Raw genomic sequence first — 12,977 nt, forward strand, 5'->3', positions numbered from 1 at the left:
ACTTCTTATTTACCTTCTTTTTCGTTATTTACAATAGCCTGTACCTTGGTGGGCAGACCATAGATGCTGATAAAACCGGTAGCATCACTCTGCTTGTAGTCGCCGCCGGCAGCAAAAGTTGCAATGTCCTCACGGTAGAGGGAATACGGAGACCAAACACCGGCATTGATCATGTTACCCTTGTACAACTCCAGACGCACCTTACCGGTAACGTTTTCCTGCGTGGAGGTGACGAAGGCACTCAGAGCTTTGCGCAGGGGGCTGAACCACTGGCCGTCATAGACCAGTTCACCAAATGTGATGGCCAGCTCGCGCTTTTTGTGGGCAGTGAGCTTATCCAGCGTCAGAGTTTCCAGCACCTCATGAGCCTTATAGAGGATGGTACCGCCGGGCGTCTCGTACACACCGCGGCTCTTCATGCCCACCAGACGGTTCTCCACCACATCGTACAGGCCGATGCCATTGCGGCCGCCGATCTCATTCAGCTTGGCAATGAGGACGGCAGGCTTCATCTTTTCGCCGTTCAGGCTCACCGGCACGCCCTTTTCAAATGCCAGCTCCACGAACTCGGACTTGTCCGGTGCGGTCTTGGGGCTGACACCCAGCTCCAAAAAGCCCGGCTTATCGTACTGCGGCTCGTTGCCCGGGTCCTCAAGGTCAAGGCCCTCATGGCTCAGGTGCCACAGGTTCTTATCCTTGGAGTAGTTGGTCTCGCGGTTGATCTTCAGCGGGATGTGATGTGCCTCGGCATAGTCGATCTCTTCGTCACGGCTCTGGATATCCCACTCACGCCACGGAGTGATGATCTTCAGGTCCGGTGCAAAGTGCATGATGGCCAGTTCAAAGCGCACCTGATCGTTGCCCTTGCCGGTGCTGCCGTGGCACACGGCATCTGCACCCTCGGCATGGGCGATCTCCACCACACGCTTTGCCAGAATGGGTCGTGCAAAGCTGGTGCCCAGCAGATAGCCCTCGTAATCGGCCCCGGCCTGCATGGTGGGGATGACGTAATCCTCCACAAATTCATCGGTCAGATCTTCTACGTACAGCTTGGAAGCACCGCTTGCCTTGGCGCGCTCTTCCAGACCTTCCAGCTCGCCCTTCTGGCCCACATTGCCGCACACTGCAATGACCTCGCAGTTGTTGTAATGCTCTTTCAGCCATGGGATGATAATGGAAGTATCCAGACCGCCGGAATAGGCCAGCACGACCTTTTTGATCTCAGACATAAGAACCGCCTCCGTTCAAACCACTTTATACTTTTGAATTCCCTCTTGCAATTTTTGATTGCGGTGTTATTATACTAGCAAGCAGAGAATGTGTAAAAAGTATCCTGCACATGATCACGATACAAAATTGACATGAAAGAGGGCACGCCGCCATGTATGTGGACTGGGAATATTACAAAATCTTTTATTATGTCGCGAAATATCAGAATTTCACCAAAGCCGCGCGGGTGCTGGGCAACAACCAGCCCAACATCACCCACTCGATGAACCGGCTGGAAAGCCAGCTGAATTGCGTGCTGTTCATCCGCTCCAACCGCGGCGTTACCCTTACCCCGGAGGGTGAACTGCTTTACTCCCGCATTGCATCTGCGGCGGTGCAGATCCAGGATGCAGAAGAAGAGCTGAGCGCCAGCGCCACGCTGGAACACGGTGCGATCAGCATCAGCGCTACCGAAACTGCGCTGAACATCTACCTTGCAGAAAAGCTGCGCGCCTTCCACACGGACTATCCCGGCATCCGCCTGCGCATCTCCAACCACTCCACGCCGCAGGCTTTGCAGGCCGTGAAAAACGGCGAGGTGGATTTTGCCATCATCACCACCCCTGCCGAGGTGGAAAGCGGCCTGAAAATGGTGGAGCTGAAGCCCTTTTATGAGGTGCTTGTGGGCGGCAGGACCTTTACTGCCCTTGCCAGCCAGAACCTTTCGCTGAAGGAGCTGAACAATTATCCGCTGATCTCCCTGAGCGACGAAAGCATGACCCGCGCCTTTTACCGGCAGTTCTTTCTGGATCACGGTGCGGTGCTGAAGCCGGATACCGAGGCTGCCACCACCGACCAGATGCTGACCCTTGTTAAAAGTGAGCTGGGCATTGCATTCCTGCCCCAGACCATGGCACAGGATGCACTGGCCCGCGGTGAGATCGTGCAGCTGCATCTGCAGGAGATCATCCCTCAGCGCTCTATCTGCCTTGTGTACGACCATCACCGCCCGCTGAACACGGCAGCCCGCAAGTTCCAGCAGATGCTGACCAAGGCGGCCCCCAAGCGCCCGTAACACAGATAACCGCCGGGCCTTTCCCTGCAAACTGATCTATACGGGACTGTTGCAAAATAGCTCTCTGAAAAAACAATGCACAAAACCCGGAACCTTTTCACAGCCAAATCGGCTTAAAAAAGGCTCCGGGTTTTTGATTTTGTGCTATTTCTTTGTGCAAGTTGCTATCGCATTTTTATTTTGCAACAGTCCCCTGTTTTATTTTTACTTTTCCTGGATCTGTTTGCCGGTGAGGTGTTCAATGGTAATCTCGTAAAGCTGCACGGCCTTGATGTCCAGCGCAATTTCCTTTTCCACCTCTTCCTTGCCGGGGTAATACTTCATGCCAAGCTCCCGCACGCGGGCCTCGGTAGCAGCGGCATCGTCGATCAGATGGCAGCGGCCAAACACCACGGTGCTCTGCACATAAGGTGCCCAGTCGCCCGGCTCAAAGTGTTCGTTACCGTAAACGGTAAAGCATACCTTATCATTCTGTTTCAGCGCGTCCACCTTCTGGCCGGACTTTGCACCGTGGAAGTAGATTTTGTCGTGCTCCTGATCGTAGTAATAATTTACCGGGATCGCAAAGGGATAGCCGTTGTCGCCGTTCACTGCCAGCACGCCCCGCCGGGACTGCTGCAGCAGGTGCTTTGCAGCTTCTTCCGGGATGGCGCGGCTGGCTCTTCTCATGGGTCTGAACATTTTTGTTTCCTCCATGTATCGCAGGTTTGCGGTGCGCACTCATGCACCCTTGATAATGCGGATGAGGGTCTTATCCAGCTGGATGGTGCGGTTCCACGGGTTCAGGATGATGCCGCTGATCTCCGGCACGGCAAGCGCTGCATCAAACAGCTTGTCCATATCCACAAGAAAGGTGGACTGCACCGGCTCGGCTCCCTTCATTTCCTCGTCAAAGCTGGTGAATGCATACCACCAGCTTGCGCCATCGGCCGTCCGGATGGCCCGCAGCTGCATCTGTTCACTGCCCAAATTGGGCTCCACCGCCACGACAAGCTGGCCATGCTCCTTTATGCGCCGCCGGATCACGGTAAGGGTGTGGGCCAGCTGTTCCTGTGTGGGCTCCTGCTGCAGGGCGGCTACCGCCTGCTCGATCTTTTCGTTGCCGTTCAGGCCCTTGTCTCTGGGTTGATTCATTGAGGTTGGTTCCTTTCTATTGTATTTTGGCAGAGGGAATAAGCGCAGCTCATCACAGCAGCAGATCGAACAGGCCGATCATTACCGGCATAGACACAATGGAAAGCAGAGTGGTCAGCACATACAGCGCGCTGGAATGCGCCGCATCGCGGTCATAGAGCTGAGCCATGGAGGTAACAGTAGCACAGGCAGGGGTGATGGCGGCAAGGTAGACCGTCATCAGGATGTTCTTGCCGTCGGCCACCCAGCTGGATGCATGGCAGACCCACAGCAGCACCAGAACCACCAGCGGGCATACCACCAGACGCAGCACTGTGGGCAGATAGTTGCGGCGGGTGCAGAACACCTCCCGCAGCGGCTTTTCTGCAATGGCCATACCGGCCAGCAGCATGCCCATCGGTCCCATCATGTTGCCCACTGTGCTCATGGTATTCTGCAGCGGTGCAGGCAGCACCACACGGAACCAGTACAGCAGTGCACCGGCTGCAATGGCGATCATGTTGATATTGGTGAGCACCTTTTTCCAGTCCAGCGCACTGCTGCCCTGCAAAAGGGAACTGGCGTGGGTCCACAGCAGCACCAGCTGCACAATGATGAATGCGCAGGAGTAAATGACATACGCATCGCCCATCAGAGCCTTGACCAACGGGATCACCAGTGCAGCGGCGTTGCTGTAGATCACATTCACCTGTTCCACGGCATCCAGCTTGAGCGGGCGGCTCAGCAGGGCGCTGAGCACCAGCAGCACTACATGGATAGCCGCCGCAATAGCCATGGAGTACAAAAGTCCCTTGCGGATCTCCGGCGTATCGTCGATCTGGAATGCGTTGATGATCACGCAGGGCGTGACCAGATACACCATGACCACCGAGAGCACCCGGCTGTCGCTGGCCTTCAGCAGCCCTACCTTGACCACAGCATAGCCCATGATCAGAATGAGGAACAGCTGTGCGATCTGCTGCATCAATAACAGACTTATCTCCATTGTTTTTTCCTTTCCCCTTCCCTTTTTCAAAACCCAAAGGGAGAGCTGCCTTCCGCAAGGCAGCTCTCCCCTTTTTCTGATTTTATTTGCCGCTCGTCAGCCGCGCCACATGCAACGCCAGATAGGCGGTTTCCTCGTTGGGCAAAAACACGCCGTACTTGCGCAGCACAAAGGTGCGTATTTTTTCCGCGCAGGTCACCGCTGCCGGATAATTCTGCTGCATCTGCTGGAACAAAAAGTCGTCTTCGCTGTCCATCAGTTTGCCGGAGAAGAACCGCTCGGCAAAATACTGCAGGTGGCTCACGAACCGCGCATAGTGGATGCTCTCGGTGCTCACCGGGCAGTGCATACTGTAGGTGACAATGTTGGACAGCTCACTGATCAGCTGCGCTGCCCGCATGGCATCGTAGCCGGCCTGCGGGTCCTGCCGGGCGTTGACGATATGGAAGGCGATGTTGCCTGCCTCTTCGTCCGGCAGCTCGATGCCAAGCTTTGCCTTTACCTTCTGCAGGCCGCGCTGGCCCACCGCGTACTCCTTGGGATAAAAATGCTTGATTTCCCAGAAGATGCGGTTGGTCACCACAAGACCCTTTTGCTGGCGCTCCACTGCAAAATGCAGGTGATCGGTCAGCAGCAGATAGATGTGCGCCGAAAGTTTGACTCCCAGCGACTGCTCTGCGTCGTCCACAATGTCCTGCGTCAGTTCCAGATAGGATGCCGGAATGCTGGAAAACAGCTCCAGCATAGGCTGTGCGTCCGGGTTGGACAATGGAAGGAACACGCGGTCTGAGGGCTGCCGTTCAATGGGCTCGCCCGCCTTGCGGCCATAGCCGATGCCCTTGCCCAGCAGGATGGATTCCTCGCCGCTGTCATCCTGCACCAGCACAACACTGCTGTTCAGCACCTTCTGAATGTGCATCGGTCCCTCCTCCTTCCGTTGAAACCTTAAGACTGCCGCTTAGTCCAGATCTTCGCCGTTGGAAGCAATGACCTTCTTGTACCAGTAGAAGCTGTCCTTACGGCTGCGGGCCAGAGTACCGTTGCCCAGATCATCCTGATCCACATAGATAAAGCCATAGCGTTTGGACATCTGGTTGGTGGATGCAGAGATCAGGTCGATGGGTGCCCATGTGGTGTAGCCCCACATCTCAACACCCTCATCGATGGCCTTGCCCATTTCGCTGATGTGCTGGCGGAAGTACTCTACACGGTAGGGGTCGTGGATGGAGCCGTCGGCCTCCACCACGTCCTTGGCACCCATGCCGTTCTCCACCACCATCAGCGGCTTGCGGTAACGGTCGTACAGCTCGATCAGGCTGTAGCGCAGGCCCTTGGGGTCGATCTGCCAGCCCCAGTCGGTGGAGGGCAGATACGGGTTCTTGACACCCAGCACGGTGTTGCCGGGGGTACGCTCTGCGTTCGGGTCCACAGACTCGGTCATGGTCATATAGTAGCTGCAGGAAACAAAGTCCACACAGCCTGCCTTCAGGGTAGCGGCATCCTCGGGCAGCATTTCCACGTGGATGCCCTTGCGCTCGAACATCTTGAGGATCAGGCGGGGGTACTCGCCCCAGACATGCACATCGGCATAGAACAGGTTTTCCAGATTCTTTGCCTGAGTAGCCAGCTCATCATCGGGTGCGCAGGTGCGGGCATAGGTGGTGAGCTTGGTCAGCATGCAGCCCACCTTGCTGCCGGGGATGATCTCGTGGCAGTCCTTTACTACCATAGCGCTGGCCACCAGCTGGTGGTGCAGGGCCTGATAGCAGGTCTCCAGCATCTTATCCTCGGGCACGCGGCTGGGGATGATGCCGGCGGTGGTGAACGGGTGACGGATCACGCTGTCCACCTCGTTGAAAGTGAGCCAGTACTTGACCTGATCCTTGTAGCGCTCAAAGCACGCATGGCAGAACTTTGCAAAGCAGTCGATCACGCGGCGATCCACCCAGCCATTGTACTTGGTGGCCAGTGCCAGCGGCATTTCGTAGTGGCTCAGCGTGACCAGCGGCTCGATGCCGTTCTTGTGCATCTCAGCGAACAGGTCGCTGTAGAACTGCAGGCCCTTTTCGTTCGGCTGAGCTTCCTCGCCGGTGGGGAAGATGCGGGTCCATGCAATGGAAACGCGCAGCATGGTAAAGCCCATCTCGGCAAACAGCTTCAGGTCTTCTTTGTAATGATGGTAGAAGTCGATGCCGCGGCGCTTGGGATAATAGGTATCATCCGGGTCGGCCATGGCGGCAGCAATGTGTGCGTCGTCCATGGCAACATGGGACTTGTAATCCTTCACGTCGGTGTTGGGCTTGTAGGTGGCAACATCGGCCACGCTGGGGCCTTTGCCATCCACGTTCCATGCGCCCTCTACCTGGTTTGCGGCAACAGCGCCGCCCCAGAAAAAGCCTTTGGGGAAACTCATTTATTTGCCTCCAGTTTCAGCAGTGCGGCACCGGGCACCACAGCGCCCTCGGCCACAGTCTTGATGGTGAACTCATCGGCGTTGGTCACGACGATGGGGGTAGTTACATCATAACCGTCTGCTTTGATTCCGTCAAGGTCAAACTTCATCAGCAGCTGGCCCTTCTTGACAGTCTCGCCGTCCTTGACCTGCGGGTCAAAGCCCTTGCCATCGCGCTTAACGGTGTCCATGCCGATGTGCATGAGCAGTTCAGCACCGGCAGCGGTCTTCATGGAAATAGCGTGCTTGGTGCCGAACACGGACTCGATCACGCCGTCAGCGGGAGCGTACAGCTCACCCTTCTCGGGCACCACGGCAATGCCGTCGCCCAGGATCTTCTGGGAGAAAACTTCATCCTTGACCTCTTCCAGAGCAATGGCCTTGCCCTGCAGGGGGCTGCTGATGGTGAAATCCGCAGCTGCTGCGTCTGCAGCAGTCTCGGGAGCGGGAGCAGCGGTCTCATCCTCTGCGGGGGTCTCGTCCTTATACAGGAAGAAGGACAGTGCGAAGGAGGCCACAACAGAGATCACCAGACCAACTGCAGCCCACAGGATGTTCTTGGAGTTATCCGGGTCAACGAACATGGCCATGCCAGCCAGACCGGGGCCCATGGCAACGAATGCCTTGACCTTCATCAGGCCAACGAACAGACCGCCGATGAAGCTGGAGATCACAACGGACATCATAACCTTCTTGTGCTGCAGGGTAACGCCGTACAGGGCAGGCTCGGTGATACCGAACAGGCCGGAGATACCAGCGGAAATTGCGGTAGCGCGCAGGTTTTCGTCCTTAGTCTTCAGAGCAACACCCAGGCAGGCACCACCCTCGGAAATGTTGTGTGCCAGAGAAGCGGGCAGGTACAGCATTTCAAAACCGGGGTCAGAAATAGCAGCAACTCCATAGGGGACCAGAGCCTTGTGCATGCCCATGGAGATCATGAAGGGCAGCACGGCAGCCAGCAGAGCAACGGCCAGCCAGCCCAGCGTGTTGTACAGAGCAAGGATCACGGTGGTCAGCAGGGTGCCGATGTTGTAGCCCAGAGGTCCGAGGACGACCAATGCCACAGGGAAGCCAATGCCGAAGCACAGCATGGGCACAAAGAACACGCGGATGGCCTTGGGGCACCACTTGTTGGCCCACTTTTCAATAAAGGACATGAAAATGACGGTCAGGATAGCCGGGAATACCTGTCCGCCGTAAGCGATATTCTGCAGCTTGATGCCGAGGAAGTAAGCACCGCCCTCGGTAGCCAGCAGAGCGGAAACGCTGGGGTGGATCATGGCAGCAGCCAGAGCCACAGACACCAGCTTGTTGCAGTTGAACTTGGTTGCAGTGGTGAAGGCGACCATGACGGGCAGGTAGTACAGAGCTGCATCTGCCACGCCGACAAACACCTTATAGGCGATATCTCCGCTGCTCATCAGGCCCAGAGTGCTCAGCAGCACCATCAGAGCCTTCAGAACGCCTGCACCTGCAATGGCGGGGACCAGCGGCTGGAAGATGCCGACCATATAGTCCAGAATAATGCCGCCAATCTCTTTTTTGCCCTTGGGGGCAGCGGGAGCTGCAGCCTGACCTGCGTTGAAGGTGCCCAGCTTGAGCAGCTCATCGTACACTTCGATGACATCGTTGCCGATGACCACCTGACACTGCGGGCCGCTGGAAATAACGCCCATAACACCGGCAGTCTTTTTCAGGGCTGCAGCATCCACCTTGGAGGTGTCTGCCAGAGTGAAGCGCAGGCGGGTGGAGCAGTGCTCGACCTGCACAACGTTTTTCTCGCCGCCAACCAGACGCAGCACGTCGGAGGCAGTCTGCTTGTAGTTCTTCATTTTGTTCTCCTTTATCTTGTGTGTGGTGGCATTTCCCTGCCGCCCGGCCGAAGCGGACAAAAGAAAAAAGACCCAACAGAATGACCCCGTGTACAATTTCTCCCGGAATCATAGTATCTGGCTACAATTCACCCAAAAGAAAAGGTATTCGTCATTCCATCAGATCCTGCCTGCATTACCAGTAACATGTCCAACTGGATATTGTGGTATTAGTATATCAATCCTCTTTTCGTTTTTCAATATGACTTTTTCACAAAATAAATCTTAAAAAATTATGAAGTTCGTATATTCATTTGTTTTTTCACATAGCTGTCGGTGTGTGCTCGTGTACTCCTTTCACCGCCTGCACTGCCCTGATGCCGATTGCGCATTGCCGCCGATGTGGCATCCAGTGAGCCTGCAGAGCCGGGCCGTGAGGTGCGCTGCCCCGGCATGGGCGAGCACCGCAGCCGCAAGGAGAACATGGAGCTTGGCATCCCGGTAGCCGAGGAAAAGTGGGCCGAAGTGCTGGCGATGTGATGCAATGTTAAAAGGGGTATCTCTCCGGCAGACAGAGAGACACCCCTTTTCTTTTTATCTGTGGTTTTCCGCAAATATCCGGCCCAGCTGGGACAAGATATCATGCGGCAGCATTCCGTACTCGCCAAGCGCAGCAGCGGCACGGTCGGCAGCGGCACCGTGCAGATACACCGCGCAGGCCGCAGCTTCGTATGCAGGCAGGCCGCAGGCCAGCAGGGCCGCCGTCATACCGGCCAGCACATCTCCGCTGCCGCCCCGGGCAAGACCGGGGTTTCCGGTAGGGTTTGTGCACACGCGGCCATCTGGTGCAGCCACCACGGTACGGCAGCCCTTGAGTACCACCACAGCGTTCCATTTTTCTGCATACTGGCAGGCAGTATTTTCACGGTCCGCATTGATCTGCGCCACCGAAAGCCCGGTGAGCCGGGCCATCTCGCCGGGGTGCGGGGTCACGATCAGCTCTCCCGCCGGGTGTGGCAGCGTTTTGCCCTCGGCCAGTAGCTGCGCGGCGGCGTTCAGGCCGTCCGCATCCAGCACCGCGCTGCCTGCAAAGCCGGGCAGCAGCTTCTGCACCAGCGTGCGTGTTTCGGCCGCGCGGCCTGTGCTCTGGGCTGTACCGCCAAGTCCCGGGCCCAGCAGCAGCACCGTCGCCTTCTGGCGCTGGAGCTGTGGAATGCTCTCCGGCGAGATGCCGCCTTCGGCCCCCGCCACGCAGGGACACAGGCAGCATTCCGGCAGGCGGGCCACCGCAGCTGCCAATACCGGCTCCACGCTGGCCAGCGTTACAATGCCCGCACCGGTGCGCAGCGCACCCTCGGCAGCCAGCAGGGCCGCACCTCGGTAATATGCGCTGCCTGCCACAGCCAACACGGTGCCAAAGCTGCCCTTGTGGCTATCGCGCGGGCGCGGCGGGATGTTGTGCCAGACAAATTCGGATGTGATCTCGGTTGACATTTTATGCTTCCCCCTGCACCAGTTTGCGGATCTGCTTTTCCACATTCTGCACTTCCTCATGGAACATGCGAGCGGAGACACGCAGCGCGCCGTGGCCCAGAATGATGATCTGCTCCATGCCGTCGGAAGTAGCCACACGGACCCGCCGCCCCTTGCCGATCTCATGAGTAACGTGCTCGATGAACATATCGGCGGTTTCGGCTTCCTTGGTGTAGACCACATGGATATTGTGGTACTGCTCAATGCTGCCGGGGCTGCCCGGCACACGATAGGCATCGAATACAAGAATAAGATTGCACTTCTGGTAGCCCTGATAGTTGCACAGAATATCCATCAGCTTGTGGCGGGCCGCTTCCAGACTGTCCTTTGCAAGGGCGTTCAGCTCATCCCACGCAAAGATGATATTGTAGCCGTCCACCAGCAGATATTCGGGCAGGATTTCCCACTGCTGGGCATCAAAATCCGGGCGTTCCCGCTTTTGCACCGGGCGGAATGCCGCCAGCGGGTCCCGTTTGATGGGGCCATAGGTGCGCTCGAAGATTTTGAGCAGCTCGGCATCCTCTTCCAGTGTTGCGCGGTAAGCCGCTGTCCGGCGCTGGGGCACGGCCTGCGTCTCCTGCTCCGGGCTTTTGCTTTTTCCCCAGCCGCTGTCCACATGCATGTGGCTGCGCACCTGATCCCAAGGCACCACAAAGCCCGCGCCATGGGCGCAGAACACCGAATCTGCCGGGTTGTCAAGGTCGTGCTCCGGCTCGTAGCCCACGGCTTTAATGATCTCCGCCGCATTGTGGCAGGGCCGGTAGCCGTCCAGCGTCAGGGTCAGGTGTCCCCGGCCCCGGGTATAGCCCACCACCTCCATGGGGTAGCTGCGCATGGTGGCCACCGGTGCAAAACCGGTGAGCACAGCAGCCTCTTCTCCGCTCTCTGGCGGGTCAAAGCTGCCCTCCATGCGCTGGATATCGGTCATGGCACGGCCAAGGTTTTCCACCGGCACTTCCAGCCGAAAGGCATACCATGGCTCCAGCAGCTGGCTTTTGGCCAGCATCAGGCCCTGCCGCACCGCGCGATAGGTGGCCTGCCGGAAATCTCCGCCCTCCGTGTGTTTAAGATGGGCGCGGCCCGCAATGAGGGTGATCTTCACGTCCGTCAGCGGCGCACCGGTCAGCACGCCAAGGTGCTGCTTTTCTTCCAGATGGGTCAGCACAAGGCGCTGCCAGTTCTTGTCCAGCACTTCTTCCCGGCAGTCGGCGGCAAACTGCATCCCGCTGCCGCGGGGCAGGGGCTCCAGCTTGACATGCACCTCCGCATAATGGCGCAGCGGCTCGTAGTGGCCCACGCCCTCCATAGGCTCCGTGATGGTCTCCTTGTACAGAATGCCGCCGGGGCCGAACTCCACGTTCAGGCCAAAGCGCTCTGCCAGCAAACTGCGCAGCACTTCCAGCTGCACCTCGCCCATGAGCTGCACATGGATCTCGCCCAAAGTCTCGTTCCATACCACATGGAGCTGCGGCTCCTCTTCTTCCAGCCGGTGCAGCTTGCCCAGTGCCGCGTGCACATCAGCCCCCTCCGGCAGCAGCACCTGATAGCTCAGCACCGGTTCTAGCACCGGCACATCGCTGTCGCGTTCCGCGCCAAGGCCCTCGCCCGGGCGCGCCTTGGTCAGGCCGGTGACGGCGCACACCTGCCCCGGACCGATGGCTTCCGCCAGCGTATACTTTACGCCGGAGTACAGTCGCAGCTGGTTTGCCTTTTCCTCCCACGGCTCACCATCTGCTTCGCCGGAGAGCTGGGCCTTTACCTTCAGTTCGCCGCCAGTCACGCGCAGCCATGTCAGGCGCGTGCCCTGCTCATCCTGCGACACCTTAAACACCTTGGCACCAAAGGCATCCAGCGCGGGAGCCGGACGGGTATAGCGGTCAATCCCGTCCAGCAGAGCGTCCACGCTTTCCAGTGCATCGTCTTCGGTACGCCGCAGCGCCGAACCGAACCAGCACGGGAACACATGCCGGCGTGCAACGGCCGGGATGATGTCCGCATCGGTCAACTGCCCGGCATCCAACATCCGGTCCATCAGGTTTTCGTCACACAGGGCCAGTGCTTCGTCCCGGTCGGCCTGCGGCACATCAAAGGCCACAAAGCCCTCGCCCAGACGGTGGTTCAGCTGGGCGAGCAGCTCTTCCCTGCTCTTGCCGGGCAGATCCATCTTGTTCACGAACACAAAGGTGGGCACATGGTAGCGCCGCAGCAGCCGCCAGAGCGTCTCGGTGTGGCTCTGCACACCGTCGGTGCCGCTTACCACCAGCACAGCATAGTCCAGCACCTGTAGGGTGCGCTCTGTCTCGGTGGAAAAATCCACATGGCCGGGGGTGTCCAGCAATGTGATATCCGTATTGCCCGCCGTCAACAGGGCCTGCTTGGAAAAGATGGTGATGCCGCGCGCTTTTTCAAGCGTGTCGGTATCCAGAAAGGCATCCTTGTGATCCACGCGGCCCAGCTTGCGGATCGCGCCGGAGCGGTAGAGCATGGCTTCCGAAAGGGTGGTCTTGCCGGAGTCCACATGGGCAAGGATGCCCAGAACGATTTGTTTATGCGTTGTTTCCATCCGCTTCTCCTACAATCAAAAATTCATTTTTATTGTAGCACGGATGGGGAAAAAAGAAAAGTTTTTGATTTAGAATGGGGTCGAAGCCCAAAAACGCAATTTATCTTATCGGCTTTTCGCGTGAAAAAACAGCTCTGGAAAATCCGCAGATTTTCCAGAGCTGTAAATATAAGAATAACAATTCCGCTATTCATAGCCAAAGCGAACGCGTCGGC

General features: G+C 57.7%; 11 protein-coding genes. 2 read left to right on the forward strand and 9 right to left on the reverse strand.

What is annotated here, in order from left to right:
* Window positions 1-5 precede the first annotated feature (5 nt).
* Complete coding sequence (locus GKG34_RS04375; protein WP_005945640.1) at window positions 6-1,229, reverse strand: argininosuccinate synthase; 1,224 nt, start codon at window positions 1,227-1,229, stop codon at window positions 6-8.
* A gap of 152 nt (window positions 1,230-1,381) precedes the next feature.
* On the opposite strand from GKG34_RS04375, the gene GKG34_RS04380 reads away from it, so the two are divergent.
* Window positions 1,382-2,284: a LysR family transcriptional regulator gene (locus GKG34_RS04380; RefSeq protein WP_005945638.1), complete on the forward strand. Its 903-nt coding sequence runs from the start codon at window positions 1,382-1,384 to the stop codon at window positions 2,282-2,284.
* Window positions 2,285-2,488: 204 nt separating this feature from the next.
* Here the strand turns inward: GKG34_RS04380 and GKG34_RS04385 are convergent, their stop codons facing one another.
* The 6 genes from GKG34_RS04385 to GKG34_RS04410 all read right to left on the reverse strand — a co-directional run bounded on the left by GKG34_RS04385 (window position 2,489) and on the right by GKG34_RS04410 (window position 8,687).
* On the reverse strand, window positions 2,489-2,965 hold the full coding sequence (locus tag GKG34_RS04385) for a pyridoxamine 5'-phosphate oxidase family protein (RefSeq protein WP_044954198.1): 477 nt from the start codon (window positions 2,963-2,965) through the stop codon (window positions 2,489-2,491).
* A 39-nt stretch (window positions 2,966-3,004) separates the two neighbouring features.
* The gene (locus tag GKG34_RS04390; RefSeq protein ID WP_005945636.1) at window positions 3,005-3,418 is read right to left on the reverse strand and encodes an SseB family protein; all 414 of its coding nucleotides are present in this window, start codon (window positions 3,416-3,418) and stop codon (window positions 3,005-3,007) included.
* A gap of 52 nt (window positions 3,419-3,470) precedes the next feature.
* Window positions 3,471-4,403 carry an AEC family transporter gene (locus GKG34_RS04395; protein WP_005945635.1) on the reverse strand — a complete coding sequence of 311 codons (933 nt, stop codon included), beginning with the start codon at window positions 4,401-4,403 and terminating at the stop codon, window positions 3,471-3,473.
* A gap of 82 nt (window positions 4,404-4,485) precedes the next feature.
* On the reverse strand, window positions 4,486-5,322 hold the full coding sequence (locus GKG34_RS04400) for a PRD domain-containing protein (RefSeq protein ID WP_154255665.1): 837 nt from the start codon (window positions 5,320-5,322) through the stop codon (window positions 4,486-4,488).
* A 39-nt stretch (window positions 5,323-5,361) separates the two neighbouring features.
* Entirely contained in the window at window positions 5,362-6,816 is a 1,455-nt protein-coding gene (locus GKG34_RS04405; protein WP_154255666.1) for a glycoside hydrolase family 1 protein, read from the reverse strand.
* The gene (locus GKG34_RS04410) at window positions 6,813-8,687 is read right to left on the reverse strand and encodes a beta-glucoside-specific PTS transporter subunit IIABC (protein ID WP_154255667.1); all 1,875 of its coding nucleotides are present in this window, start codon (window positions 8,685-8,687) and stop codon (window positions 6,813-6,815) included. The genes GKG34_RS04405 and GKG34_RS04410 overlap by 4 nt, the downstream gene beginning before the upstream one ends.
* Before the next feature lie 363 nt (window positions 8,688-9,050).
* Here GKG34_RS04410 and GKG34_RS04415 point away from each other — a divergent pair, with 363 nt between their 5' ends.
* Window positions 9,051-9,206 carry a hypothetical protein gene (locus tag GKG34_RS04415; RefSeq protein ID WP_005945627.1) on the forward strand — a complete coding sequence of 52 codons (156 nt, stop codon included), beginning with the start codon at window positions 9,051-9,053 and terminating at the stop codon, window positions 9,204-9,206.
* A 54-nt stretch (window positions 9,207-9,260) separates the two neighbouring features.
* Here GKG34_RS04415 and GKG34_RS04420 read toward each other — a convergent pair whose 3' ends face one another.
* Both GKG34_RS04420 and GKG34_RS04425 read right to left on the reverse strand, forming a co-directional pair.
* On the reverse strand, window positions 9,261-10,160 hold the full coding sequence (locus GKG34_RS04420; protein ID WP_005945625.1) for an NAD(P)H-hydrate dehydratase: 900 nt from the start codon (window positions 10,158-10,160) through the stop codon (window positions 9,261-9,263).
* Window position 10,161: 1 nt separating this feature from the next.
* A complete protein-coding gene (locus GKG34_RS04425; protein WP_154255668.1) occupies window positions 10,162-12,762 on the reverse strand; it encodes a TetM/TetW/TetO/TetS family tetracycline resistance ribosomal protection protein in 2,601 nt (866 codons plus the stop codon).
* Between the last annotated feature and the right edge of the window lie 215 nt (window positions 12,763-12,977).

This window comes from Faecalibacterium sp. BIOML-A4 (assembly GCF_009679665.1).
GTDB lineage: Bacteria > Bacillota > Clostridia > Oscillospirales > Ruminococcaceae > Faecalibacterium > Faecalibacterium taiwanense.

Bases quoted from the DNA above. Each gene is read 5' to 3' on its own strand.
- GKG34_RS04400 (WP_154255665.1), bottom strand. From the start codon at position 5,322: ATGCACATTCAGAAGGTGCTGAACAGCAGTGTTGTGCTGGTGCAGGAT.
- GKG34_RS04425 (WP_154255668.1), bottom strand. From the start codon at position 12,762: ATGGAAACAACGCATAAACAAATCGTTCTGGGCATCCTTGCCCATGTG.
- GKG34_RS04390 (WP_005945636.1), bottom strand. From the start codon at position 3,418: ATGAATCAACCCAGAGACAAGGGCCTGAACGGCAACGAAAAGATCGAG.
- GKG34_RS04420 (WP_005945625.1), bottom strand. From the start codon at position 10,160: ATGTCAACCGAGATCACATCCGAATTTGTCTGGCACAACATCCCGCCG.
- GKG34_RS04410 (WP_154255667.1), bottom strand. From the start codon at position 8,687: ATGAAGAACTACAAGCAGACTGCCTCCGACGTGCTGCGTCTGGTTGGC.
- GKG34_RS04375 (WP_005945640.1), bottom strand. From the start codon at position 1,229: ATGTCTGAGATCAAAAAGGTCGTGCTGGCCTATTCCGGCGGTCTGGAT.
- GKG34_RS04380 (WP_005945638.1), top strand. From the start codon at position 1,382: ATGTATGTGGACTGGGAATATTACAAAATCTTTTATTATGTCGCGAAA.
- GKG34_RS04385 (WP_044954198.1), bottom strand. From the start codon at position 2,965: ATGTTCAGACCCATGAGAAGAGCCAGCCGCGCCATCCCGGAAGAAGCT.
- GKG34_RS04405 (WP_154255666.1), bottom strand. From the start codon at position 6,816: ATGAGTTTCCCCAAAGGCTTTTTCTGGGGCGGCGCTGTTGCCGCAAAC.
- GKG34_RS04395 (WP_005945635.1), bottom strand. From the start codon at position 4,403: ATGGAGATAAGTCTGTTATTGATGCAGCAGATCGCACAGCTGTTCCTC.